The sequence below is a fragment of the Rhodococcus sp. RS1C4 genome (assembly GCF_002258225.1).
Taxonomy (GTDB): domain Bacteria; phylum Actinomycetota; class Actinomycetes; order Mycobacteriales; family Mycobacteriaceae; genus Rhodococcoides; species Rhodococcoides fascians_E.
Map to the genome: position 1 here is coordinate 164,438 of NZ_NOXZ01000039.1, position 25,843 is coordinate 190,280.

Consider the following 25,843-nt stretch of genomic DNA (forward strand, 5'->3'; position numbering starts at 1 on the left):
GGTGTCGCTGTCGATTCGAGAGGTATAACGGTTGTCATGAGTCTCGACCCCGCTATCGCGGCACGCCTCAAACGCAACGAGGCGGGTCTCGTCAGCGCCGTAGCTCAGGAGAAGTCGTCCGGTGACGTTCTGATGGTCGCCTGGATGGACGACGAAGCCCTGGCTCGGACGCTGGAAACGCGCAAGGGAACCTACTATTCGCGTTCGCGGCAGGAGTACTGGGTGAAGGGCGAGACGTCCGGCCACACCCAGTACGTCCACGAGGTTCGACTCGACTGCGACGGAGACACCGTTCTCCTCGTCGTCGATCAAGAAGGCGGCGCCTGTCACACCGGTGACCACACCTGCTTCGATGCCGACGTGCTGTTGAGCTAGTGCAGTCAGGCTTTGCCTGTGCCTTCGGCAATGCCCTTGTCGAGTTGGGTGAGGATGGTGGAGCTGAGTCGGGCGAGTGCGGTGACCTGGTCGTCGTCGAGTCCTTCGAACAGCAGGGCTTGGACGGTGGCGACGTGGCCTGGTGCCGATTGGACGACTTTGTCCATTCCTGCGTCCGTGAGGACGGCGTAGCTGCCACGTGAGCCTTCGATGCTCTCGCGGCGTACCCAGCCGATCTTCTCGAGCTTGGTCACCACGTGGGACAACCTCGACAACGATGCGTTGGCGAATTTGGCGAGGTCGCGCAGCTGGATTCGCCGGTTCGGGTCCTCGGACAGCACGGACAACACGAAGTAGTCGAAGTGTGTCAGCGAGGAGTCGCGCTGGAGCTGCGTGTCCAGAGCCGCGGGGAGTCGGGTGATGATCGCGACTACGGAGCGCCAGGCCTCTTGTTGGCTGTCGGTGAGCCAGCGTGGTTCGGAGTGGTCTACCGACTCGGCCATCGCGGGGCAACCCTTCTTTCGAGCGAACAGTTGGTTGTAGTCAACACAGTGTTTCACTCGATTGAAGGTTCACGTTATCGCCCCGTGCGGTGGCTATGCCTTCGAGCGGTTCCGAACGAACTCCAGCGCGTGGTCGGCGTGCGCCTCGAACCTGAATTCGCTGGTGAAGACGTCGAGAACGGTCCGGTCCGTGTCGATGACGAACGTTGCCCGCTTGACCGGGGACAGCTTGCCGAGCAGGCCGCGTCGCACTCCGAACTGTGTGGCGACGGCGCCGGACTCGTCCGACAGCAGCGGATAGTCGAAGGACTTCACGTCGGCGAACTCGGCCTGCTTGGAAACTGCATCGGTGCTGATTCCCACGCGAGTGGCACCGGCCTCGGCGAACTCGGCGGCGAGGTCGCGGAAGTGGCAGGCTTCGACGGTGCAGCCCGGTGTGAGTGCGCCGGGGTAGAAGAACAGCACCACGGGCCCGTTCTGCAGCAGCGTGTCGAGCGATTGCGGGGTTCCGCTCTGGTCCGGCAACGTGAAGTTCTCTACACGATCTCCTGGTTTCATTCCTGCGACGCTACCGCTCGGTAAGTTCGAAGACCACCGCGCACCACACCTTCTGTCGGGCACCTGGGAGGATGGACGCATGCATGGCGAGACCACCACCCTGCCCGGCGTCCACTCCGATCCGGATGCGGAATCGACAACCAGTCGCGAGGTCTTTCGGGCGCTCGCAGCCGAGCACCGAGTGGTGCCGGTGGTGCGCAAGGTTCTCGCGGACTCGGAGACCCCACTGTCCGCCTACCGCAAGCTCGGTGGCGACCGGCCGGGCACGTTTCTGTTCGAGTCCGCCGAGAACGGCCGGTCCTGGTCACGGTGGTCGTTCATCGGTGCAGGAACACCTGCAGCGTTGACGACGGCCGACGGTGAGGCGGTGTGGCGCGGCAACGTCCCCGCGGGCGTCCCGACCGGCGGCAACCCGCTGGACGTTCTGGGAAGGACGCTCGAACTACTGCGCTCGGAACGGCTTCCCGATCTGCCGCCGTTGACGGGCGGCATGGTCGGCTACATGGGGTACGACGCTGTTCGGCGTATCGAGAAGCTGCCGGAGCACGCTCAGGACGACCTGCAGGTGCCGGAGATGGTGATGCTGCTGGCGACCGATCTCGCGGCCGTCGATCACCACGAAGGCGCGATCACTCTCATCGCCAACGCGGTGAACTGGGACGGCACGGACGATCGTGTCGACGAGGCGTACGACGACGCAGTTCGCAGACTGGACCGAATGTGCGCGGATCTCGCGGCGCCCGCACCCTCGACCGTGTCGACGGTGAGCCGACCCAAGCCGGACTACCGCCGTCAGCGCACGTCCGAAGGATTCGGACGGGACGTCGACAGGCTCGTGAAGGAAATCGAGGCGGGCGAAGCTTTCCAGGTGGTGCTGTCGCAGCGATTCGAAATGGACACCGACGCCACGCCGCTCGACGTGTATCGCATGCTTCGAGCGTCGAATCCCAGCCCGTACATGTACCTGCTGCACGTGCCGGGCGAGGACGGCGAGACCGCGTTCTCGATCGTCGGATCCAGCCCCGAAGCTCTCGTGACCGTCGTCGACGGTGTCGCCACGACTCACCCGATCGCCGGTACGAGGTGGCGAGGCGAGTCCGAGGAGGAGGACATCCTCCTCGAGAAGGACCTCCTGGCGGACGAGAAGGAGAACGCCGAGCACCTGATGCTGGTCGATCTCGGTCGCAACGACTTGGGGCGCGTGTGCACGCCGGGCACCGTGCGGGTGCACGACTATCGCCACATCGAGCGATACAGCCACGTCATGCATTTGGTGTCCGTCGTCTCGGGACATCTGGCCGAAGACAAGCAGGCACTCGATGCAGTCAAGGCGTGCTTCCCGGCAGGAACGCTGTCCGGTGCGCCGAAGGTGCGCGCGATGGAGTTGATCGACGAACTCGAACCGACGCGGCGTGGTGTGTACGGCGGGATCGTCGGATACCTGGACTTTTCCGGTGACGCCGACACTGCGATCGCGATTCGCACGGCTCTGATGAAAGACGGCACGGCCTATGTACAGGCCGGAGCGGGTGTGGTCGCCGACTCGGTCGCGGAGTACGAGGACACCGAGGCACGGAACAAGGCGATGGCGGTTCTGGGCGCCGTTGCCGCGGCCGAATCCCTCCGAGCCGTCGGCAACGATGCGGCGGGAGGGAAAGAGAAGTGACCGCAGCTCCGGCGTCGGGCACCGGGCGACCGGCGAGATCGAGAGCTGCGGCGATCCCCGTCGTCGCGATGCTCGTCGGGGCGCTCTGTCTGTGGGGGAGTTCGCGGATGACGTGGGTTCACGTGATCTCGTCCGACGGGCTCGGCGAGGACCGCGCGACGGATCTCCTCGGAAGCACGTGGGCAGCGGCATCGACTCCGTTGGCGCTGGCGTTGGTGGCGGCGGTTGCCGCGTCGTTCGCGGTGCGGGGGTGGGCTTCTCGCGTTCTCGCGGTTCTCGTGGGGCTCGTGGCGGTCGGGGCAGGGATTCCTGCAGTGCAGGCTCTGGTCTCGGACGTGTCGGAGGCGAGGGCTGCGGATCTGGCCGAGCTTCCCGGGCGCGCGGACGTGGTCGGCGCGGAGGCGTTCACGTTGCCCGCGGTCGTCGCACTGGTGGGCGCACTGTGCGCGGCGCTCGCCGCCGTCATGCTGCTTAGGAAACCGACCGCACGGAAGGTACTGTCTTCGAAGTACGACGCACCCGCTGCGCGTCGTGAGGAAGTGGCACGGCGAGCATCAGCGGCAGCATCGTCGGCCACGGACCGGGCCGCTTCGAACGACGAGGGGGAAGACTTGACGGAACGAATGCTGTGGGACGCACTCGACGCCGGTGAGGACCCCACCGACCCGTCGGGCACCCGGAGAAAAGAAGACTGAAGCTGCCGACTACGCTAGGACAGGCCTGAAATGAGTTTTCTCACATCAGGTCATCGATGGGAAAGGACTCGGGTCACCATGACTGTTCTCGATTCGATTCTGGACGGTGTGCGAGCCGATGTCGCTGCCCGGGAGTCGGTTGTCGACTTCGCGACCGTGAAGGCGGCAGCGGCAAAAGCACCCGCACCGCTGAACGCGACGGCAGCGCTGCACGAGGACGGAATCGGTGTCATCGCCGAGGTCAAGCGGGCAAGTCCGTCGAAGGGCGCGCTCGCCGAGATCGGTGATCCCGCCACACTCGCCCAGGCGTACGAGCAGGGCGGTGCACGCATCATCAGTGTGCTCACGGAGGAACGCCGGTTCCACGGCTCGCTCGCAGACTTGGACGCCGTACGCAAGGCCGTGAGTATTCCGGTGTTGCGCAAGGACTTCATCGTCGGTCCGTACCAGATTCACGAGGCGCGGGCGCACGGCGCCGACGTGATTCTGCTGATCGTCGCGGCGCTGGAGCAGGACGCGCTCGTGTCGTTGCTCGATCGCACGGAGTCGCTCGGAATGACCGCGCTCGTCGAGGTTCACACCGAAGCCGAGGCCGACAGGGCGCTCGAAGCGGGTGCCCGGGTGATCGGAATCAACGCCCGCAACCTGAAGACGCTGGAAATCGATCGTGACAGCTTCGGTCGCATCGCCCCCGGGCTGCCCAGCGAGGTCATCCGCATTGCCGAGTCCGGTGTACGCGGAACCGCAGATCTCCTGGCCTACGCAGGTGCAGGAGCGGACGCCGTACTGGTCGGAGAAGGTTTGGTCACCAGCGGTGATCCACGCACGGCCGTGTCGGATCTCGTCACTGCGGGCACACACCCGTCCTGCCCTCGCCCCGCTCGCTGACAGGCAAGTCCACCGTCCGATCGATCCTGCCCCGATGGTCGCCGCCGGCGGCCGCTGGGGCAGACTGTTCGGGTGAGCAGCGCGCAGACGAACCCCGGTTTCAAGGGCGGCGATCTTCCTCAGAGCAGTCTGGGGTTGACCGACCGTAGCCAACACGATCCCGACGTAGGTGGGCACTTCGGCGTCTACGGTGGCCGGTTCGTGCCCGAGGCGCTCATGGGCGTCATCGAAGAGGTCACCGCCGAGTACGACAAGGTTCGCTCGGACAACGAGTTCCTCGGCGAGCTCGATCGACTCCAGCGTGATTACACCGGACGGCCGTCCCCTGTGTTCGAGGCGACCCGTCTGTCCGAGCACGCAGGCGGTGCGCGCATTCTCCTCAAGCGAGAAGACCTCAACCACACCGGATCTCACAAGATCAACAATGTGCTCGGTCAGGTTCTTCTGGCCAAGCGTATGGGTAAGACGCGGGTCATCGCGGAAACCGGTGCGGGACAACACGGTGTCGCCACAGCAACCGCGTGCGCTCTGCTCGGTCTCGACTGCGTCGTGTACATGGGTGAGGTCGACACCGAGCGTCAGGCTCTGAACGTCGCCCGCATGCGGTTGCTCGGATCCTCGGTTGTCGCGGTGAAATCCGGTTCGCGAACCCTGAAGGATGCGATCAACGAGGCGCTGCGGGATTGGGTTGCCCACGCGGACAACACGTACTACTGCTTCGGCACCGTCGCCGGGCCGCATCCCTTCCCGGCTATGGTGCGCGATTTCCAGCGCATCATCGGACTCGAAGCGCGGCAGCAGGTTCAAGCGTCCACCGGGCGGTTGCCCGACGCCATCGCCGCCTGCGTCGGTGGCGGATCGAACGCCATCGGAATCTTCCATGCCTTCATCGACGATCCGTCGGTGCGTCTGATCGGATTCGAAGCAGCGGGCGATGGCGTGGAGACAGGCAGGCACGCCGCGACGATCAGTGGTGGTTCGCCCGGTACGTTGCACGGCACCTACTCGTACCTGCTGCAGGACGAGGACGGGCAGACCATCGAATCGCACTCCATCTCGGCCGGGCTGGACTATCCGGGTGTCGGTCCGGAGCACTCGTACCTCAACGACATCGGCCGTGCCGAGTACCGCGGCATCACCGACACCGAGGCGATGAACGCGTTCCGGCTGCTGAGTCGTACCGAAGGAATCATCCCTGCCATCGAGTCCGCACACGCGGTGGCCGGAGCGTTGAAGCTGGGCAAGGAACTCGGTGAGGGTGCCATCGTCCTGGTCAACCTATCCGGTCGCGGCGACAAGGACGTCGACACCGCGGCGGAGTGGTTCGGCCTGGTCGACGGTGACGGTGATGCAGAAGTAGACGGCGAGAAGGGCGAGAAAGCATGACCGAACGACGTTCGAGGCTCGCGGACACGTTCGCACAGTGCCGCTCGGAGAATCGCGCTGCTCTCGTCGGGTATCTGCCTGCAGGATTCCCGACGGTGCCCGAGTCGATCGAGGTGTTCCAGACCATGGTCTCGGCCGGTTGCGACATCGTCGAGGTCGGGATTCCGTATTCGGATCCGGTCATGGACGGACCGACGATCCAGGCCGCGGCCGACACCGCCCTGCGAGCGGGTGCACGGGTTCGCGACGTGTTCACCGTCGTGGAAAAGGTTTCCGCGGCGGGTGGCAAGGCCGTGGTGATGACGTACTGGAACTTGGTCATGCGCTACGGGATCGACGCGTTCGCTCGTGATCTCGCGGCCGCAGGAGGGCTCGGCATCATCACGCCCGATCTCATCCCCGACGAGGCAGGGGAGTGGATCGAAGCGTCGGACAGACATGACCTCGACCGCATCTTCCTCGTCGCGCCGTCGTCGACGGAGGAGCGTATCGCCAGCACGGTCGCGGCGAGCCGCGGGTTCGTCTACGCCGCGTCGACGATGGGTGTCACCGGCGCCCGCGATGCCGTGTCCTCGGCGGCGCCCGAACTGACGGCCCGTATTCGTCGCCACTCGGACATTCCGGTGGGCGTCGGCCTCGGTGTCCGGTCGGGTGCGCAAGCTGCCGAGATCGCGCAGTTCGCCGACGCGGTCATCGTCGGATCAGCGCTCGTCAGTGCCGTGGACCGCGGCCTGGATGCGGTCGCCGAGCTCACGTCGGAACTCGCCGAAGGCGTCCGATCCGCTAACGTGGCGTCGTGATGTCCGGCAGCTCCGCGTCGTCCGCAGTACTCGCGTACATTCCCAGTCCTCCTCAGGGAGTCTGGTACGTCGGGCCTCTGGCTCTGCGTGCGTACGCACTGTTCATCATCGTCGGGATCGTCGTTGCCATCGTGTGGGGCGATCGCCGGTGGGTTGCTCGTGGAGGCACGAAGGGCACGGTTCTCGACGTCGCCGTGTGGGCGGTCCCGTTCGGTCTGCTGGGCGGGCGGCTCTATCACGTGGCGACCGACTGGAGCACGTACTTCGGTCCAGGTGGCGATCCCGTGCGGGCACTCAAGGTGTGGGAGGGCGGCCTCGGAATCTGGGGCGCGGTGCTTCTCGGTGGTGTCGGCGCCTGGATCGCGTGCAGGCGACGAGGAATTCCGTTGCCCGCGTTCGGCGACGCCGTGGGTCCTCCGATTCTGCTGGCTCAGGCCATCGGCCGCATCGGTAACTATTTCAACCAGGAACTGTACGGCCGTGACACGACGGTGCCGTGGGGACTCGAGATCTACGAGCGCGTGAACGACTCGGGCCGCATCGATCAACTCACCGGAGTGTCGACGGGCGTCGTGGAGAAGATCGTCCATCCGACGTTCCTGTACGAACTGCTGTGGAGTCTCGCCGTCGTGGCGCTGTTGGTCGTCGTGGACCGCAGGTTCTCGATCGGCCACGGTCGTCTGTTCGCACTCTATGTTGCGGGGTACTGCGCAGGTCGGTTCTGGGTCGAGCTCATGCGCGACGACTACGCCACCCACATCGCAGGCATCCGCATCAACAGCTTCACGTCGGCCATCGTGTTCGTGCTCGCCGTGCTGTACTTCGTCCTCGCCACCAAGGGCCGCGAGGACCCGGCATCGCTCCGGTCCGACGACGACAGGTTCGACGACGACCGGTTCGCGGCCGGCGACAGGTCCGAAGGCGAGGACAGGTCCGGGGACGAACCATCCGACGGCGACGATGCTGCCGAGGTTCCGTCCGGCGACAACGCGGCGCCGGGGACCGATGCGCAGTCCACCTCGAACAAGGAGTGACCGGTGAGCGAGTCCGACAAGAATCAGGAATCCGGTTCCGGTAGCGCATCCGACGGCACCGAGTCGCGGCCCGAGTTCGCCTCGTCGTTCGACTACGACGCAACCGCCGAGGCGTCGCTGTCCGAGCCGCCTGCCACCTCGGAGGCAGGCCCGGTGACGGGAGCCGTCGGCTCCGGTTCCGGGTCCGGCCCAGGCTGGGACGTCCACTCCGGGGTCGGGAACGGTCCGGGTTGGGGTGAAAGTCCCAGCTACCCGCCGCCCAGCACTCCGGACACCACACCGCAGCCGACGGTCGATCTGGGCAAGCGCGCGTCCGCGGCCGGTGATCCGACGGCCGCTCACGCCCCTGATTCTCAGGGTTACCCGCCGTACCGAGCGGATTCACCGACGACTGCATTCGGCGCACCGGGCGGCCCCGTGTACGGCCCGCCGGATCCGAACTATCCGCAACCGGGCCCGTACGACGGACAGGGTTACGGTCCGCAGCAGGGTTATGGCGGATCCCAGGGCTACGGTGCTCCACAGGGTTTCGGTGCTCCACAGGGTTTCGGTGCTCCACAGGGTTTCGGTCCACAGGGTTACGGTCCGCAACCGGGCTACGGTGCTCCGGATGGCTACGGTCCGCCGCCCGGGTATCCCGTGCCACCCGCGTATGCCGTGGGACCGTACGGTGTGGATCCCGTCGCTCCCTACGGCCGTCATCCGGTGACGGGCGAGCCGTTGTCCGACAAGTCGAAGGTGACCGGCGGGGTGCTCGGAATACTCCTCGGTCCGTTCGGTGCCGGACGGTTCTACCTGAATCAGCCAGGGATGGCCGTTGCACAGATTGCGGTGACGTGGTTGACGTGCGGTATCGGCGGAATCTGGCCGTTGATCGACGGGATCATGATGCTCACCGGGAACGTGCGCGATCAGAACGGACGCCCGCTGCGGGACTGAATCCGCCGGCATCGTTCGCTGGTGGCTGCCTGCCGGTGGAGGTAAGCCGGCCTGGTGGTTTCGGTGTTTGTCAAGAGCTACGGTAAGCTCCAGTCATTCGGTGCTGAGACGGCCGAATTCCTTCGCGGGCCAGAGTTGTCCCGGTAGACCCGTTCAGTGAAACAAGAGCTCCCACGAGCCTAGAATCGTGTCGGAGCTGATCGCTAGCGGAGTTGCCGAGGAGAACGAGACGGCGCCGTGATGTTTCGAGTGCCGTTCGCTCTGCGGTGCCTCCCTGGCCGAGAGGGAGGTGGCGGATTTGCTGTTCTCACAGTTGCCGGCGGAGCAGGGGCTGTACGACCCGTCTCGCGAAAAGGATTCCTGCGGCGTCGCGATGATCGCGGACATCGCGGGTCGCCGCTCTCACAGCATCGTCGCCGACGGCGTTCTCGCCCTGGAGAATCTGGAGCATCGGGGTGCTGCGGGCGCCGAGCCGAACAGTGGTGACGGCGCAGGCATTCTGATTCAGCTTCCGGTCGAACTGTTGGCCTCCCTCGCCGACTTCCCGTTGCCCGACGCCGCCGCCGACGGCGCGAACACGTTTGCCGCCGGTATGTGCTTTCTGCCGCAAGGAGTACGTGAGCGGGCTGCCGCCGTGGCTCGGGTCGAAGCGATTGCCGCCGAGGAGGGTCTGTCGGTTCTCGGGTGGAGCGAGGTCGAGGTCGATCCGGACAAGGCCGATATCGGTGTGACGGCACTGGGCTGTATGCCGCACATGACGTATCTGTTCGTGACGGCTCCCGAGGTGAACGGCGTCAGGCCGTCGGGCGTTGAACTGGATCGTCTGGTCTACGGCTTGAGGAAGCGGGCCGAGCGGGTGACACCGGAGATCGAAGCTGCCGGCACCGGGCTGTTCTTCCCGTCGCTGTCCTCGCGGACGATGGTCTACAAGGGCATGCTGACGACGATGCAGTTGCCGCTGTTCTTCCCGGATCTTCGTGACCCGTTGTGCATGAGCGCAATTGCCATTGTGCACAGTCGATTCTCCACCAACACGTTTCCGTCGTGGCCGCTGGCGCACCCGCATCGGTACGTCGCGCACAACGGTGAGATCAACACCGTCAAGGGCAACCGAAACCGTATGCGCGCCCGTGAGGCGATGCTGGCGTCGAGTCTCATTCCCGGTGATCTGGAGCGTCTGTACCCGATCTGCAATCCGGACGGTTCGGATTCGGTGTCTCTCGACGAGGTCCTCGAACTTCTGCATCTCGGCGGGCGCAGTGTGCCGCACGTGGTCATGATGATGGTCCCCGAGCCGTGGGAGAACCACAGCACCATGGATCCGGCGGTGCGGGCGTTCTATCAGTTCCATGCGTCGGTCATGGAGGCGTGGGACGGGCCCGCCTGCGTCACGTTCACCGATGGTGCGTACGTCGGGGCCGTGCTGGACCGGAACGGTCTTCGTCCGGGCAGGTGGTGGCAGACCGAGGACGGTCGGGTCATTCTCGCCAGCGAGGCCGGTGTGCTGGACGTGCCGCAGTCCGAGGTGGTGGCCAAGGGACGGCTCGAGCCCGGCAAGATGTTCCTGATCGACACGGAGGCAGGCCGTCTCGTTCCCGACGAGGAGATCAAACTGCAGCTCGCGTCGGAGCACCCCTATCAGGAATGGCTGCATGCAGGCCTGCTCGAGATCAAGAGCCTGCCCGATCGTGCGCACATCCAGTACAACCACGACTCGGTGGTTCGTCGGCAGGTTGCGTTCGGGTACACCGAGGAAGACCTGCGCGTCGTGCTGACGCCGATGGCCGCGTCGGGCGGTGAGCCGTTGGGATCGATGGGAACCGACACGCCACCCGCTGTGCTCTCGCAGCGGTCGAAGCAGCTGTACGACTACTTCATCGAACTGTTCGCCCAGGTCACCAACCCGCCGCTCGATTCCATTCGCGAGGAGATCGTCACGTCGCTGACGCGAGTGATGGGCCCGGAGCAGAACTTGCTCGAACCGTCCGCTGCGTCGTGCCGTCAGATCGTTCTGCCGTGGCCGGTGTTGGACAACGACGAACTGAACAAGATCATTCACATCAACTTCGACGGCGATCACCCTGGCTTGTCGGCCACTGTGCTGCGGGCACTGTACGAGGTCGAGCGCGGCGGCGAGGGGCTCGCCGAAGCCCTCGAGGATCTGCGTCGTCGTGCCAGTGATGCGATCGCCGCCGGATACCGAACGCTCATCATCTCCGATCGGGACTCCGACCACACGTACGCGCCGATTCCGTCGCTGTTGGCCACGGCTGCAGTCCACCATCACCTGGTGCGCACCAAGGAACGCACCAAGGTCGCTCTCGTCGTCGAGTCCGGTGACGCACGCGAGGTCCACCACCTCGCCCTGCTGATCGGTTTCGGTGCAGCGGCGGTCAATCCGTATCTGGCGATGGAGTCCATCGAGGATCTCGTCGCTGAGGGTGAACTCACCGGTGTCGAGTCCACGGTCGCGGTCCGCAACTACCTGTACGGACTGGGCAAGGGCGTGCTCAAGGTGATGTCGAAGATGGGCATCTCCACGGTCGGCTCCTACACCGGTGCGCAGGTCTTCGAGGCCGTCGGTCTCGACAAGGAGGTCGTCCGCGAGTACTTCAAGGGGACGGTCAGCACCCTCGGCGGTGTCGGCCTGGACGTTCTCGCCGAGGAAGTCAAGCTGCGGCATCGTCGCGCCTACCCGGAGAACCCCACCGACCGGGTCCACCGTCGTCTCGACATCGGTGGTGAATATCAGTTCCGTCGCGAGGGCGAGCTGCATCTGTTCACTCCGGAAACCGTCTTCCTGCTTCAGCACGCGACCCGCACCGGGCGTTACGACGTGTTCCAGAAGTACAGCAGCGAGGTGGACCGGCTGGCGCGGGAAGGTGGTGCGCTCCGCGGTTTGTTCGAGTTCAAGGAAGGCCTGCGCGCCCCTGTTCCGCTGGACGAGGTCGAGTCGGCCGAGTCGATCGTCACCAGGTTCAACACCGGTGCGATGAGCTACGGGTCGATCTCTGCCGAAGCGCACGAGACCATGGCCGTCGCCATGAACAACCTCGGCGGTCGCTCCAATTCCGGTGAGGGCGGCGAGGACACGGATCGGTTGTACGACAAGTCTCGTCGCAGCGCGGTCAAGCAGGTGGCGAGCGGCCGCTTTGGGGTCACGAGCGACTATCTGGTCAATGCCAGCGACATTCAGATCAAGATGGCGCAGGGCGCGAAACCTGGTGAGGGTGGTCAACTGCCCGGCTACAAGGTGTATCCGTGGGTCGCCAAGACCCGTCACTCGACGCCGGGTGTCGGTCTCATCTCGCCGCCCCCGCATCACGACATCTACTCCATCGAGGACCTGGCGCAGCTGATCCACGATCTCAAGAACGCCAACGAGAATGCACGCGTCCACGTCAAACTCGTCAGCTCGGTCGGAGTGGGCACCGTGGCAACGGGTGTGAGCAAAGCGCACGCCGACGTCGTCCTGATCTCGGGTTACGACGGCGGCACGGGTGCGGCGCCGTTGACGTCGCTCAAGCACGCGGGCGCTCCGTGGGAGATCGGTCTCGCCGACGCTCAGCAGACTCTGGTACTCAACGGACTCCGCGACCGAATCACGGTGCAGTGCGACGGTGGGCTCCGCACCGGCAGGGACGTCATCGTGGCGGCGCTGCTCGGTGCCGAGGAGTTCGGATTCTCGACGGCTCCGCTCATCGTGTCGGGATGCATCATGATGCGTGTGTGTCATCTCGACACGTGCCCGGTGGGCGTGGCGACCCAGAACCCGGAACTACGCAAACGGTTCACCGGAAAGCCCGAGTTCCTGGAGGACTTCTTCCGGTTCGTGGCCGAGGACGTGCGCAAGTATCTGGCGCAGCTCGGTTTCCGCAGCATCGACGAAGCCGTCGGGCACGCAGATGCTCTGGAGACGGCCGCCGGTGTGGCGCACTGGAAGAGCAAGGGCTTGGACCTGACGCCGATCTTCGCCATGCCGAAGGATCAGCACGGCGCACCGATGACGCAGCGTCGACGCCTCCGCGGTCAGGACCACGGACTCGATCTCGCGCTCGACCGAACCCTGATCCAGTTGGCCGAGGGTGCACTCGAGGATGCGCATCCCGTGAAACTGGAACTGCCGGTGCGCAACGTCAACCGAACCGTCGGCACTCTGTTGGGTGCGGAGGTCACGCGCCGGTACGGCGGTGCGGGGCTTCCCGACGACACGGTGCGCGTCGAACTGACAGGGTCTGCAGGTCAGTCGCTCGGTGCATTCCTCCCCACCGGGATCACCCTCGATCTGATCGGTGACGCCAACGACTATGTCGGAAAGGGGCTTTCGGGCGGCCGCGTCGTCGTCCGGCCGTCATCCGACGCCACCTTCGTCGCGGAGGACAACGTCATCGCCGGCAACACCATTCTCTACGGCGCCACTGCGGGTGAGGTCTTCCTGCGCGGACGGGTGGGGGAGCGGTTCGCGGTCAGGAATTCCGGCGCGACTGCGGTCAACGAAGGCGTCGGCGACCACGCGTTCGAGTACATGACAGGTGGCCGTGTCGTTGTCCTCGGACCGACCGGACGCAACATGGCCGCCGGTATGTCCGGAGGTATCGCCTTCGTCCTCGGGCTGGACGAGAGCAACGTCAACATGGCCATGGTGTCTCTGCAGACGCCCGATCCCGACGATCTCGCATGGCTGCGGGACACCGTCGAGAACCACCGGAAGTGGACGGGATCCGCGGTGGCGTCGTCGCTGCTCGCGGATTGGCCGCGCCGTTCCGCTCTGTTCACCAAGATCATGCCCGTCGACTATCAGCGTGTGCTGGAGGCGACCTCGATGGCGCGCGCCGAGGGGCGCGACGTCGACTCAGCAATCATGGAGGCTGCACGTGGCTGACCCACGAGGATTTCTGAACATCGTCAAGCAGGAAGCAGCGAAGCGGCCGATCGGTGAGCGGGTCAAGGACTGGAAAGAGGTCTACTCGCACCAGCCTGCCGACGAGCGAGCAGCCGAGGTCTCCGATCAGGCACGCCGGTGCATGGATTGTGGAATTCCGTTCTGCCACTCCGGAACTGCGGGCTGCCCCCTCGGCAACCTGATTCCGGAGTGGAACGACCTGGTGCGTCGAGACCGCTGGGACGCTGCGAGCGATCGCCTGCACGCGACGAACAACTTCCCGGAGTTCACCGGCCGTGTGTGTCCTGCACCCTGCGAAGCTGCGTGCGTGCTCTCGATCTCGGAGAGCGAGACCGGTGGAAGCGTGACGATCAAGCGCGTCGAGCAGACCATCGCGGACCTTGCGTGGGACGAAGGCAGCGTCGTACCGCAGCCGCCGACGATCAGCACGGGTAAGACCGTCGCGGTGGTCGGCTCCGGCCCGGCCGGACTCGCCGCCGCGCAGCAGCTGACCCGCGCGGGTCACGACGTCACCGTGTACGAACGGGACGACAGGCTCGGAGGTCTGCTTCGGTACGGCATCCCCGAGTTCAAATTGGAGAAGTCGGTTCTGGATCAGCGCCTCATGCAGATGCGTGCGGAGGGTACCCATTTCGTCACCGACTGCGAGGTCGGAATCGACTTCACCGTCGAACAATTGCGGGCGAAGTTCGACGCTGTGGTTCTTGCTGTCGGTGCATTGCGGGCGCGGGACAACACCGAGGTCGAGGGTCGTGGTCTGAGCGGTATCCACCTCGCCATGGAGCATTTGGTGCCGTCGAACAAGGAATGCGAGGGCGACGGCCCCACGTCCATCTCGGCCAAGGACAAGCACGTCGTCATCATCGGCGGCGGAGACACCGGAGCCGACTGTCTCGGCACGGCGCACCGTCAGGGCGCCGCGTCGGTGACGCAGCTGGATTACAACCAGGCGCTTCCGGATGCTCGGGACGACTCCAAGTCGCCGTGGCCGTCGTGGCCCCTCGTTCTGCGCACCTCACCGGCCCACGCCGAGGGTGGTGTCGTGCGGCATCAGGTTGCCGTCCAACGTTTTCTGGGCGACGAGAACGGCCGCGTTCGAGCGATGGTCCTCGCCGAGGTCGAGGTACAGCGCGACGCAGACGGCCGACGGATCATCACCCCCATCGGTGAGGAAGTCGAGCTTCCCTGCGATCTCGCGCTCTTCGCGATCGGATTCGACGGTGTCGAGCACAGTCCTCTTCTCGACGACTACGGCCTGTCGCTCACTCGTCGCGGTTCGCTTTCCTGTGGGCCCGACTGGCAGACCACCGCTCCCGGCGTGTTCGTCTGCGGCGACGCTCATCGCGGCGCGTCCTTGGTGGTCTGGGCCATTGCAGAGGGACGGTCCGCGGCGCATGGCGTCGACGCGTTCCTGACCGGTCGCTCCGACCTTCCGTCGCCCGTTCATCCGACGGCTCTGCCTCTCGCAGTGGTGTGATCAGCACCGTTGTGAAGTCGTAGTCTGTACCGATCCAGGTCTGTTCACCTGTGGCAACTCACTACTACCGGCCAGTAGTATTGCGTCGGTTACCTCTGCCGTAGAGAAGGTGAGGGGCACCGACTACGCTCGTGGTCGTGAGCCGACGTACGAAGATCGTTTGCACCCTTGGACCTGCAACCGCCAGCGCTGAGCGAATCCGCGAACTCGTCGAGAGTGGAATGGATGTCGCTCGACTGAATTTCAGCCATGGTGATCACCCCGATCATCAGGCCAACTACGAGTGGGTCCGTGCGGCCTCGAATGCCACCGGCAAAGCCGTCGGCATCCTTGCCGACCTACAGGGACCCAAGATCCGTCTCGGACGGTTCACGGAAGGCAAGACCACCTGGGCCGCCGGTGAATTGGTACGCATCACCGTCGACGAGTGCGACGGCACGCACGATCGCGTGTCGACCACGTACAAGGAATTGGCGCAGGACGCCAAGGAAGGTGACAGGCTCCTCGTCGACGACGGCAAGGTCGGCTTGGTCGTCACCGGAGTCGAAGGCAACGACGTGCTGTGCCGCGTCACCGAAGGCGGACCGGTCAGCAACAACAAGGGTGTGTCCCTGCCCGGCATGGACGTGTCCGTTCCGGCGTTGTCCGAGAAGGACATTGCCGATCTCGAGTTCGCCTTGTCGCTCGGAGTCGACTTCATCGCACTGTCGTTCGTTCGTTCCCCCGCGGACGTCGAGCTCGTGCACGCGGTCATGGATCGCGTCGGTCGCCGAGTGCCGGTCATCGCGAAGCTCGAGAAGCCCGAAGCCGTGGACAACCTCGAAGCCATCGTGCTCGCGTTCGACGCGGTCATGGTCGCCCGCGGCGACCTCGGCGTCGAGCTCCCTCTCGAGCAGGTTCCCCTGGTGCAGAAGCGCGCGATTCAGATCGCCCGCGCCAACGCCAAGCCCGTCATCGTCGCCACCCAGATGCTCGAGTCGATGATCGAGAACTCCCGTCCTACCAGGGCCGAGGCGTCCGACGTCGCGAACGCCGTGCTCGACGGCACCGACGCGGTCATGTTGTCCGGTGAGACCTCCGTCGGCAAGTACGTGATGGAGACCGTCCGCACCATGGCCCGCATCGTCGAAACGGTCGAGAGCGAGGGCGATCCCGTTCCTCCTTTGACTCACGTTCCGCGTACCAAGCGAGGCGTCATCTCCTACGCTGCGCGGGACATCGGCGAACGTCTCGACGCCAAGGCGCTCGTCGCGTTCACTCAGTCCGGAGACACCGTTCGACGGTTGGCGCGCCTGCACACGTCGCTTCCACTGCTGGCGTTCACCTCGATTCCCGAGGTGCGCTCGCAGCTGGCGCTGAGCTGGGGAACCGAGACGTTCCTGGTCCCCGAGGTCGCGACCACCGACGCGATGGTTCTCGAAGTGGACAAGGCACTCCTGGAGCTCGGCCGCTACAACAGGGGCGATCAGGTCGTGATCGTCGCCGGAGCGCCTCCCGGCACAGTAGGCTCGACCAACTTGATCCACGTGCATCGAATTGGGGAAGAGGACCGGTAAGTGACCGACGCGGGGGGAACCGGCGCAGCTACTGCGCCCAGCAGTGATCGTGATGTGACGACCGACCTGGACACACTCCTCGAGCTGCTTCAGCTCGAGGAGTTCGGCGAGGACAAATTTCGGGGAGTGCATCCTCGCCAGGTCGGGAGTCGCACGTTCGGTGGTCAGCTGGTGGCGCAAGCGCTCATCGCGGCGGGCCGAACGGTCACGGGAACGACCCGCGACGTACACGCGATCAACGCGCACTTCATCCGCGGCGGTGATGTGAAGAAGCCGATCGAGTATCACGTCGATCGACACCGCGACGGTCGAGCATTCGCGAACAGGCAGGTCACGGCCTATCAGGACGGCAACGAGATCTTCGTGATGCTCGCCGCGTTCCAGGATTTCGGCACCGGGCTCGAGCACAGTGTCGAACTGCCCGATGTTCCGTACCCGGACGCATTGCCGCCGCTCGGCGACCACTTCGTCGGGTACGAGGACAGGCTGCAGATGTTCGTCGACGCCCTCAAACCGATCGACATGCGCTACGCGAACGATCCGGCGTGGATTCTGCAGGGGACCGGGGAGAAACTCAACCACAACCGCGTGTGGATGAAAGCCGACGGCGACCTTCCCGACGACCCGATTTTCCACGCCGCCACTATGGGATACGCGTCGGACACGACGGTGCTCGACTCGATCATCACCACTCACGGTCTGTCCTGGGGGTTCGACCGCATCGTCGCGGCGACGGTGAACCATTCCATCTGGTTCCATCGACCGTTCCGGTTCGACGACTGGGCGCTGTACGCGACGGAGTCTCCCGTCGCGGCGGGGTCCAGAGGCCTGGCCACGGGTAGGTTCTTCTCGATGGACGGCTTGCTTCTCGCGACCGTGGTGCAGGAAGGTCTGATCAGGCACTTCCCACGGAAGGCCTGACTCGGGGGCCCGACGCTCAGGCCAGGGCAGGCGCGATCGTCGTGGTCCAGGCTTCGCGTAGCTGGTCTTCGAAGAGCGGCCAGGTGTGAGCGCCCCGCTCACGCATGGAAATCGTTGCCGGAACTCCAGTTCGGTGCAGAGCGTCGACGAACAGTGACGTGCAGTAGTTGACGAGCGCTTCGACGACGATTCCGCCGACGGGTGGGAAAGCGCCGACAGGGATACGGTCCACCGGCCCCGGTTGCCCCTCCGATGCGCTGACGTACACCGCTGTGCCGCGCAGTCTTTCGACGTTCACGGCCGGGTCGTGTTCGCGCCACGCAGGGTTGCCGGGCAATCCCCACATGTTGAACGGATTGTTCAGGCCACCCGCGATCATCGTCGAGATTCCCGCCATCGCAAACGGATTCGAGGGTGCAGGGCAGCCGCTGAACGACGCCGCGGCATCGAACACGTCCGGTGCCTGAATGGCAAGATCGAGCGCGGGGCCTCCGCTCATGGACAGGCCGGCGATGCCGTTCTTCCCGGTCGAGCCGAAGTGGCCGTCGATCGCCTGGGGCAGTTCGCGGGTGAGATACGTCTGCCACTTGTAGTTTCCGAGCACCGGGTCGGGGTTCTGCCAGTCGGTGTAGAAGCTGAACCTCCCACCGACCGGCATGACGACGGTGACGTTCTTGTCGGCGAAGAACTCCGCTACCGAAGAGTTTCCGAGCCATCCCACGCCGTCCTCGTTCCCGAGTGCACCGTTCAGGAGATACAGGGTGGGAAGAGTGCCGCCGTGGGAAGGCCGCAGGACGTCGTTCGAGATCACCTTGTCCATGGACGGCGAGTACACGTCGACTACCGAGTGAGTTGCGGACACGGCGCGCACATCGACCACACGGGCGGCTTCGGCGGGACCGGCGTACGCGGGACCGGCGATCGCGAGGACACTCGCAGCGAGCGCGATCACGACGACGGAACGCAACATCAGTAACTTCTGCCACATCCGCATCAATCGATGGTGGCATGGATCGGCGTGACCTCTGCTAACGATCCAGCGTCGAAACGACAAAGTTCACCCGTGTCGTCCGTGACATTTCACGGATTCGCAATATTCTCCGATTCATGCCGGGAACAGACACGTTTCGACGACACGACGGGCGATGGGTCACGTGTGCAGTTGTCGCCGCAGCCGTCGCGCTCGTCGCACACGCGTGGACGTTGGGATTCGCCGGCTTGTACGGACTGTTCGGAAACGGGGTCGACGCCATCGTGTACCGGCACGGCGGCGGGACGTTGCTGACCGGTGAGGGCCTGTATTCGTTCTCGCTGTTCGACACAGCGCTCCCGTTCACCTACCCGCCGTTCGCTGCTGTGGTGTTCGTTACGCTTGCCGTGCTACCGATCTCGGCCACGACGGCGGTCGTGGGCATCGTCAACATCCTGCTTCTCTATCTCGCGGTGCTGTCGAGTTGGCGGATTCTCGGATATCGCGGAGTGCCCACTCATGTCGTCTCCCTGGGGTCGGCGATTGCGTTCACCTGGCTCGAACCAGTTCGAATGACGCTGTGGCTCGGGCAGATCAACCTTCTACTGCTGATCCTCGTGCTGTGGGACCTCGGCCGTCCCGACGGCAGTCGCCTACGAGGAATCGGCGTCGGCCTCGCCGCGGGGTTGAAACTGACGCCGGCATTCTTCGTCGTGTACGCGCTTGCCATCAAACAGTTCCGGACTGCGGCGGTGGCCGTCGCGACGTTCGTCGCCACCGTCCTCGCGGGATCGATTCTGTTGTTCGACGACGCACGCACCTTCTGGACCAGCGCGATCTTCCAGTCCGATCGGATCGGGTGGCTACCGTCGCCGGCGAATCAGTCGGTGCACGGTGTGCTCGCTCGACTCTGGTCCGACGGGTCCCCGCCGATGGTGCTGTGGCTCGGCTGTGTTCTCGTCGTCGGCGCGATCGGACTGTGGTGCGCGGTGGCGGCCGAGCGACGAGGCGCTCGATTGTTGTCGTTGACGATCTGCGGCCTGACAACACCCATGGTGTCCCCGTTCTCGTGGGGGCATCACTGGGTGTGGTGCGTGCCGTTGGTCGTGGTGGTACTGGACTGGGCCGCGAGATCCGCTCGGTCCTGGAGCTGGGCGGTGCCGGCCCTCGTCGTGGCCCCGTTCGTCGCCTGGTACTGGACGGCGCCCAGCGGCACTGCCGTCATCGGCACATTCATGCTCGGCGTCCCGTCATGGGCGTGGATTCCGGTTACGTCGGTCTACCCGATCGTGTTCGTCGTCGTTCTCCTGGTGGCCCTCGTCTCGACCGTAGGACCCAGATATCGCCGGCCGAGGCTGCGCGATCGTTCGCCACGCGTCGAGCTTTCGGTCGAAGGACAGAGAGGCGTGAGCGGGACTGGTCGACGGAAGCCGACGTACAGCGACATCGCGTACGGACGGGGCGACGTGACGAACGAAACTCGTCTCCGCCTTGGCTCCGTTGAAGACGATGCGCCGGATGGAAGGAAATTCGCCGAGCAGGGAGTCGAAGTCGTTCGTCACGACAGTCGAATCGACGATCGCGGAGTCGAGGCTCCCGCGCCGCGTGCATAGCTTCACCACATCCCACACCGCGATTCCACGCGCGAGCAGAATCGCTGTTCGCTCGTCGTAGGACTTCTCCGGGCCCGCACCGAACAACGCACCCATGATCGGCCAGAACGCGTTACGAGGATGCGCGTAGTACTGCGCCGCTCTCAGTGACGCCACTCCGGGCATGGAGCCGAGGATCAACGTGTGCGACGAACGGTCGACTATCGGCGGAAAGCTGTGCACCGTGGTCATCCCACCAGCATGTCAGGCCCAATCGCGTGCGGGCACCGGCGTCGTCGACGACAATGGAGCTATGTTGGATCCACGAGTACTCGACAATCATGAACTCGACGCAGAACTCGCTGTGCTCAAGCGCGGCCGCGACCAATCGATGGACGAGGGTGCGCAAGGCGCCGAGCTCGCCGAGGCGGATGCTCTGATCGAGAAGTTCGAAGCCGAGATCCGTCATCGTCACGAGCAACCGCAAGCAGATTAGATCCGCGCCGCCGCGGTCAACACAGCACACGCCAGAGTGGCCGCCGCAGTCCTGGCATGGTTCCACCGCGTCCAGCGGGTGAGGTAGTCCGCCCACACCGAAGCACCGTGGCTGCTGGACGGGTCGACCGAGGCCAGAGAATCGTTGAGCGGCACGTTGATTGCGACCGTCATCGCTACGCACCCGACCACGTACACCACGGCGCCGGCAACGACGAGCGTCCCCGAATCTCCGCCCGACGCAAGGCTCGTGACGGCCGCGGCCACTGCAGCAGCAGCGGCGCCGAGGAAGACCGTCAGGAACACAGGTGAGACGATCACGTTGTTGATCTGCTGCATCGTGGCAGCGGCGTCGGCGGCGGGTCGCGTTCTCAGCGCGGGCATGACGCCGACCGAGAACGCCAGCAGCACCCCCGCTGTCAGCCCGCACCCGACGGCAGAGGTCGTGGTGGCGATGGATGCAACCTTCTCGAGCACGACGGTGTCCCTTCTGTCGGTTCGTCCAGCATGCCTCCGAGTGGCTGGACGATCCATGCTCGTTCGTCGCTACTTCATGCTCGTTCGTCCACGACGTCGTACGATCGGTCGATGCGCGGCCACGATCCATGGAGAACATCCGACCCGCTCGGCGAAGCCCTGCATTTCGTCCGAATGACCGGTGCGTTCTACTGTCGGTCCGAGCTGGCCGAGCCCTGGGGACTCGCGATGCCCCCCATGGAGGACTGCCTGTGGTTTCACGTCGTGGTCGCCGGACGAGGCCTCCTCGAGGTCGACGGCGCCGAGCCTCGGTGGATCGCCCCGGGCGAATTTGCGCTGGTGCCGGACGGTTCCGGACATGTCCTGTCCAGCGACGCCTCCCTCGCCGACTCCGCGCCCCTCGTGCACGAGTTGCACCACGACTACATCAGCGATCGATACGCCGTCGTCCGCCACGGAGGCACCGGATCCCCGACGACCATGATCTGTGGAGCCGTGCGGCTCGATCACCCGTCGGTCGGAAAGCTGCTCGACTGCCTGCCGTCGCTGATCGTCGTCGAGTCGGCACCGACACCGCAGCTGTCGTGGATGCACAGCACACTCGGCCTCGTCGCCGACGAGGCCCAGCGAGTCCGACCCGGCGGGGAAGCCGTGATCACGCGGTTGTCGGACATCCTCGTCATCCAGGCGCTGCGGTGGTGGATCGAGAACGATCCCGCGGCCGGATCCGGTTGGCTCGGTGCACTGCAGGATCGAGGGATCGGCCCAGCGCTGGCGGTGATTCACCGCTCGCCGGACAAGCCGTGGACCGTGGCGACCCTCGCCGCCGAAGTCTCGATGTCGAGGTCGGCCTTCTCCGCACGCTTCACCACACTCGTCGGTGAAGCACCCATGCGCTACCTCGCTCGGTGGAGGATGCAGTGCGCTCACGACGCACTGAAATCCGGTGACCGCACTGTCGCCGAACTGGCACGTCGAAGCGGCTACGAGTCCGAAGCAGCCTTCGGGAGAGCATTCAAAAGGCTCGTCGGGCAGTCACCGGGAAGCGTCCGTCGCCGAGAGCTACCGGTGCCCTGACACTAGTCCAGAAGGTGACGCAGATACATCGACGGATCGGCGAGGTACCGACGCCAATGCGCGACGAGTTCCAGTTCCTCCCAACTGGTTCTGCGTAGACCGTGGTCACCGACTTCGACGATGTCGGCTCCGGGCACCGACGCCAACACAGGCGAGTGCGTCGCGCAGACGACCTGGGCCCCGGCGTCGGCGAGTTCGGACATCAACGCCACCAGTCGAAGGCAGGCCGTGAAGGACAGTGCCGACTCCGGTTCGTCCAGCACGTAGAAGCCCGGGTCCTGGAACATTGCGCGAAACACCGCGAGAAATCCCTCACCATGGCTCAATTCGGTGGTGTCCTCGTCCCAGTAACCCGGCACGCCCGAGTAACGCTCGGTCAGTTCGACAGCCGTCTCGGCACGGAGAAAGAAGCCTTTCTTCTGCAACCGCGGTCCGCGAAGCATCCGTGCGCCTCGCGGCGTCGTCTCGAGTTCGATGACGTCACCCAGCGGGGTCCGAACGGTGTCCGTGCGCGGCAGTCTCGACGCCCGGCCGCCACGCGAATCGAGATCGAAACCCTCCGCGACAGCCTCGACGATGGTCGACTTACCCGAGCCGTTGTCACCGACGAGCATCGTCACGGGCGCATGGAACTCGAGTCCGTCTCCGACGAGGTCCGCCACGGCAGGAACGGTGAAGGGCCAGTCGTCGACGTGATCGACCGGATCGACGAATGCGCGCTCTACGAACATGAATTCAGGCGGTCACCGGTCGATCGACGTATCCGGTCACATGGGTGCTGTCGGCACTGCACTGGAAGTACACCCACTTCGGTTCCGACCGGTCCGCAGCATCTCCGAACCGGTGATTGACACGCTGAGCGCACAAAGTGCCGGCGCCGGTGTCGTGGCATCGGAGATTGCTGGGTATGTACATCGCTTCACTGTATGCCTAGCGGCTTCACCGTGTGACCAGCGGTGCGGGTCGGTGTACCAGAGACGATGGGGGGTGGTGCCCTCGGTGAGACTCGAACTCACACTGGACGGGTTTTGAATCCGTTTCCTCTGCCAATTGGGATACGAGGGCTGGCGTCTTCGTGCGGTTCACTACTTTAGAAGATGCGCTTCAGGCCCCGTACACCGGTACCCTCGAAGGGTTCGTGGAACCAGGTGAGGTCTGCGGCAGAGTGCCGGGCATGCGAGGATTTCTGCTGGTCGATGACGTGTCTAAGGAGACTGGTAAACGATGAATGCTCCTGCCCAGCAAGAGAGCGCAAAGCCCGCTCTACGGGTCGTGGTCGCCGAGGACGAATCGCTCATCCGCCTCGATCTGGTGGAGATGCTGCGTGAAGAGGGCTACGAGGTGGTCGGTGAGGCGGCCGACGGTCAGCAGGCCGTCGACCTTGCCGTGGAACTTCGCCCCGATCTGGTGATCATGGACGTCAAGATGCCACGACGGGACGGAATCGACGCAGCGTCGGAAATCGCCGAGAAGCGTATAGCTCCCGTCGTCATCCTGACGGCGTTCAGTCAGCGTGAACTCGTGGAGAAGGCGCGGGACGCGGGAGCGATGGCGTATCTGGTCAAACCGTTCTCCAAAGCCGACCTGATGCCTGCCGTGGAACTCGCGGCAAGTCGGTACACGGAGATCTCGTCGCTCGAGAGCGAAATCGCGGATCTCCAGGAACGGCTGGAGACGCGCAAGCTCATCGAGCGGGCGAAGGGCAAGCTGATGGAATCCCAGTCGCTCACGGAGCCACAGGCGTTCAAGTGGATTCAGCGCGCCGCGATGGATCGACGGACGACGATGAAGGCCGTCGCCGACGTCATCATCGAGACGCTCGACGCCCCGCCCGAGGCCTGATTTCGGGCCCGCACGCTACGGCGATGTAAATCTTCGGCTCCTCAGGTCACAGTCAGGTCACGAGCCGTCTTCTCGCCCATCGCGAACCGATGGGGACAGCTAGCGTCTGATCCACACACGCGGCGCATGACTCACGTGCGCTTCGTTTTTGGATCGACCAAGGAGACCCTAGATGGCAAAACGGACCTATGTCCGCACGGCTGCGGTGCTGGGTGCTGCTTCACTGGCACTGTTCGGCTGTTCCTCGAGCGACGATTCCAGCTCGGGGGACAGTTCCAGCTCTGCCAGCGGTGGAAGTTCGGCGGCCGAAGAGACAACGGTGTCGACCGACTGCACGCCGGATCAGGCAACGGCAGGGGCGACCCCCGTCACGACCCCGCTGGTCGTCGGTACGCTGCTTCCCGAAACCGGCAGCCTCGCATTCCTCGGCCCGCCGGAGGTCGCGGGTGTGCGCCTCGCGGTCGACGAGGTCAACGCTGCGGGCGGCGTTCTCGGACAGCCTGTTCAACTCATCCCCGGCGACTCGGGTGACACGACGACGGACACCGCGAACACCACGGTCGACCGTCTGCTCGCGGGTGGAGCGGACGTCATCGTCGGTGCGGCATCGTCCTCGGTGTCACTGAAGGTCATCGACAAGATCGCCAGCGCCGGCGTCGTACAGTTCTCCCCGGCCAACACTTCGGACCAGTTCGTCTGCTACGCGGACAAGGGCCAGTACTTCCGTACCGCACCCACCGATGTACTTCAGGCTCAAGCGCTTTCGCAGCTCATCGCGGAGGACGGTGCGCAGCGTGTATCCATCCTCGCGCTCAACGACCCCTACGGCACCGGCCTCGCCGCCAACACCGTGGAGAACCTCGAAGCAGCGGGCATTCCGTCGGATCAGATCCAGTCGATCATCTACGACCCCAACGCACAGTCGTTCAACGCCGAGGTCGACGACGTGAACAACTTCGCGCCCGACGCCGTCGCAATCGTCGGCTTCGAGGAGTCCGCGAAGATCATCACGCGTATGCACGAGGTCGGCATCGGACCGTCGGACGGCACGCTCGTCTACGGAGTCGACGGCAACATGGGCAACGCCCTCGGCGAATCCGTCGCACCGGGCCTGCTCGACACGATGCGCGGAACCACCCCGCTCACCGACGTCGGCACCGCCTTCCAGGATCGACTCAAGACCGTCGACCCCGCCCTGGTGGACTTCAACTACGCCGGCGAGTCCTACGACGCAGTCATCATCTCGGCCCTCGCAGCAGAGCAAGCAAAATCGACGGCGGGCACGGACATTGCGGCCAACATCAACAGCGTCACCAAGGACGGCGAGAAGTGCACCACCTACGCACAGTGCCTTCCCCTCGTCCAGGCCGGAACCGACATCGACTACGACGGTGTCACCGGTGCGCTGAACTTCAGCGACGCAGGTGAGCCGGCCACAGGTTCCTACGGCAACCTGGTCTTCGGCCCGGACAACACCCTGAAGACGGACGGATACATCGTCGTCGGAGAGTGATCGGTCCTCGGTACTGACTCAGAACACACGGAACCCCGGTCCACCTGGACCGGGGTTCCGTGCTGTCGGTGGCCATGCCGTGCGGTTATCCGTTGGGACCGAATGAACCGTTCGGTCACTCCAAGTGACCGAACGCCACGTTCGCTCCGCCTTGGGCATCCGCCGTTGGGACCGAA

The 25,843-nt window shown here is 64.9% G+C and carries 22 protein-coding genes, 1 tRNA gene and 1 pseudogene; 17 read left to right on the forward strand and 7 right to left on the reverse strand.

Annotated features, from left to right (window positions below; translation table 11 throughout):
• Window positions 1-36 precede the first annotated feature (36 nt).
• The gene (hisI, locus tag CH289_RS21250) at window positions 37-375 is read left to right on the forward strand and encodes a phosphoribosyl-AMP cyclohydrolase (protein WP_019665862.1); all 339 of its coding nucleotides are present in this window, start codon (window positions 37-39) and stop codon (window positions 373-375) included.
• A gap of 5 nt (window positions 376-380) precedes the next feature.
• Here the strand turns inward: hisI and CH289_RS21255 are convergent, their stop codons facing one another.
• Window positions 381-878, reverse strand: coding sequence for a MarR family winged helix-turn-helix transcriptional regulator (locus CH289_RS21255; protein ID WP_033188588.1), 498 nt, complete (start codon window positions 876-878; stop codon window positions 381-383).
• 93 nt (window positions 879-971) lie between these two features.
• Window positions 972-1,436 carry a peroxiredoxin gene (locus CH289_RS21260; protein ID WP_033188589.1) on the reverse strand — a complete coding sequence of 155 codons (465 nt, stop codon included), beginning with the start codon at window positions 1,434-1,436 and terminating at the stop codon, window positions 972-974.
• Window positions 1,437-1,515: 79 nt separating this feature from the next.
• On the opposite strand from CH289_RS21260, the gene CH289_RS21265 reads away from it, so the two are divergent.
• From CH289_RS21265 to CH289_RS21315, 11 genes are all read left to right on the forward strand, one after another.
• Window positions 1,516-3,102: an anthranilate synthase component I gene (locus tag CH289_RS21265; protein ID WP_033188590.1), complete on the forward strand. Its 1,587-nt coding sequence runs from the start codon at window positions 1,516-1,518 to the stop codon at window positions 3,100-3,102.
• Window positions 3,099-3,797, forward strand: a complete 699-nt coding sequence (locus tag CH289_RS21270) for a TIGR02234 family membrane protein (RefSeq protein ID WP_019665858.1) — start codon at window positions 3,099-3,101, stop codon at window positions 3,795-3,797. Before CH289_RS21265 ends, CH289_RS21270 begins: the two co-directional genes overlap by 4 nt.
• Window positions 3,798-3,875: 78 nt before the next feature.
• Entirely contained in the window at window positions 3,876-4,685 is an 810-nt protein-coding gene (gene trpC / locus CH289_RS21275) for an indole-3-glycerol phosphate synthase TrpC (protein WP_020112015.1), read from the forward strand.
• A 72-nt stretch (window positions 4,686-4,757) separates the two neighbouring features.
• Window positions 4,758-6,071, forward strand: coding sequence for a tryptophan synthase subunit beta (trpB, locus tag CH289_RS21280; RefSeq protein WP_019665856.1), 1,314 nt, complete (start codon window positions 4,758-4,760; stop codon window positions 6,069-6,071).
• Complete coding sequence (gene trpA, locus CH289_RS21285) at window positions 6,068-6,871, forward strand: tryptophan synthase subunit alpha (RefSeq protein WP_020112017.1); 804 nt, start codon at window positions 6,068-6,070, stop codon at window positions 6,869-6,871. Before trpB ends, trpA begins: the two co-directional genes overlap by 4 nt.
• The gene (gene lgt / locus CH289_RS21290; RefSeq protein WP_019665854.1) at window positions 6,871-7,905 is read left to right on the forward strand and encodes a prolipoprotein diacylglyceryl transferase; all 1,035 of its coding nucleotides are present in this window, start codon (window positions 6,871-6,873) and stop codon (window positions 7,903-7,905) included. Before trpA ends, lgt begins: the two co-directional genes overlap by 1 nt.
• A gap of 3 nt (window positions 7,906-7,908) precedes the next feature.
• Window positions 7,909-8,844 carry a TM2 domain-containing protein gene (locus CH289_RS21295; protein WP_094728494.1) on the forward strand — a complete coding sequence of 312 codons (936 nt, stop codon included), beginning with the start codon at window positions 7,909-7,911 and terminating at the stop codon, window positions 8,842-8,844.
• A gap of 298 nt (window positions 8,845-9,142) precedes the next feature.
• Complete coding sequence (gltB, locus tag CH289_RS21300) at window positions 9,143-13,726, forward strand: glutamate synthase large subunit (protein WP_026347901.1); 4,584 nt, start codon at window positions 9,143-9,145, stop codon at window positions 13,724-13,726.
• Window positions 13,719-15,224, forward strand: a complete 1,506-nt coding sequence (locus CH289_RS21305; protein ID WP_019665851.1) for a glutamate synthase subunit beta — start codon at window positions 13,719-13,721, stop codon at window positions 15,222-15,224. The genes gltB and CH289_RS21305 overlap by 8 nt, the downstream gene beginning before the upstream one ends.
• A 137-nt stretch (window positions 15,225-15,361) precedes the next feature.
• On the forward strand, window positions 15,362-16,780 hold the full coding sequence (gene pyk / locus CH289_RS21310; RefSeq protein ID WP_027498862.1) for a pyruvate kinase: 1,419 nt from the start codon (window positions 15,362-15,364) through the stop codon (window positions 16,778-16,780).
• A complete protein-coding gene (locus CH289_RS21315) occupies window positions 16,781-17,701 on the forward strand; it encodes an acyl-CoA thioesterase (RefSeq protein WP_019665849.1) in 921 nt (306 codons plus the stop codon).
• Window positions 17,702-17,717: 16 nt separating this feature from the next.
• Here the strand turns inward: CH289_RS21315 and CH289_RS21320 are convergent, their stop codons facing one another.
• Window positions 17,718-18,689, reverse strand: a complete 972-nt coding sequence (locus tag CH289_RS21320) for an alpha/beta hydrolase (protein WP_371828575.1) — start codon at window positions 18,687-18,689, stop codon at window positions 17,718-17,720.
• Between the two features lie 119 nt (window positions 18,690-18,808).
• Here CH289_RS21320 and CH289_RS21325 point away from each other — a divergent pair.
• Window positions 18,809-19,723: pseudogene (locus CH289_RS21325) on the forward strand (glycosyltransferase 87 family protein); the annotation flags it as partial.
• Between the two features lie 198 nt (window positions 19,724-19,921).
• Here the strand turns inward: CH289_RS21325 and CH289_RS28520 are convergent.
• Window positions 19,922-20,515, reverse strand: a complete 594-nt coding sequence (locus CH289_RS28520) for a DNA-deoxyinosine glycosylase (protein ID WP_080733928.1) — start codon at window positions 20,513-20,515, stop codon at window positions 19,922-19,924.
• A 61-nt stretch (window positions 20,516-20,576) separates the two neighbouring features.
• Here CH289_RS28520 and CH289_RS28060 point away from each other — a divergent pair, with 61 nt between their 5' ends.
• Window positions 20,577-20,759, forward strand: a complete 183-nt coding sequence (locus CH289_RS28060) for a hypothetical protein (protein ID WP_019665846.1) — start codon at window positions 20,577-20,579, stop codon at window positions 20,757-20,759.
• Here the strand turns inward: CH289_RS28060 and CH289_RS21340 are convergent.
• A complete protein-coding gene (locus tag CH289_RS21340; protein WP_094728496.1) occupies window positions 20,756-21,235 on the reverse strand; it encodes an anthrone oxygenase family protein in 480 nt (159 codons plus the stop codon). The genes CH289_RS28060 and CH289_RS21340 overlap by 4 nt on opposite strands.
• A 111-nt stretch (window positions 21,236-21,346) precedes the next feature.
• Between CH289_RS21340 and CH289_RS21345 the strand changes: the two genes are divergently transcribed.
• Complete coding sequence (locus tag CH289_RS21345; protein WP_033188605.1) at window positions 21,347-22,312, forward strand: AraC family transcriptional regulator; 966 nt, start codon at window positions 21,347-21,349, stop codon at window positions 22,310-22,312.
• A 2-nt stretch (window positions 22,313-22,314) separates the two neighbouring features.
• Here CH289_RS21345 and CH289_RS21350 read toward each other — a convergent pair whose 3' ends face one another.
• Window positions 22,315-23,043: an AAA family ATPase gene (locus tag CH289_RS21350; RefSeq protein WP_033188593.1), complete on the reverse strand. Its 729-nt coding sequence runs from the start codon at window positions 23,041-23,043 to the stop codon at window positions 22,315-22,317.
• A 257-nt stretch (window positions 23,044-23,300) separates the two neighbouring features.
• Window positions 23,301-23,377, reverse strand: a tRNA-Leu gene (locus CH289_RS21360).
• Between the two features lie 159 nt (window positions 23,378-23,536).
• Between CH289_RS21360 and CH289_RS21365 the strand changes: the two genes are divergently transcribed.
• Window positions 23,537-24,154: an ANTAR domain-containing response regulator gene (locus CH289_RS21365; protein ID WP_019665841.1), complete on the forward strand. Its 618-nt coding sequence runs from the start codon at window positions 23,537-23,539 to the stop codon at window positions 24,152-24,154.
• 172 nt (window positions 24,155-24,326) lie between these two features.
• The gene (locus tag CH289_RS21370) at window positions 24,327-25,667 is read left to right on the forward strand and encodes an ABC transporter substrate-binding protein (RefSeq protein WP_020112029.1); all 1,341 of its coding nucleotides are present in this window, start codon (window positions 24,327-24,329) and stop codon (window positions 25,665-25,667) included.
• Window positions 25,668-25,843 lie beyond the last annotated feature (176 nt).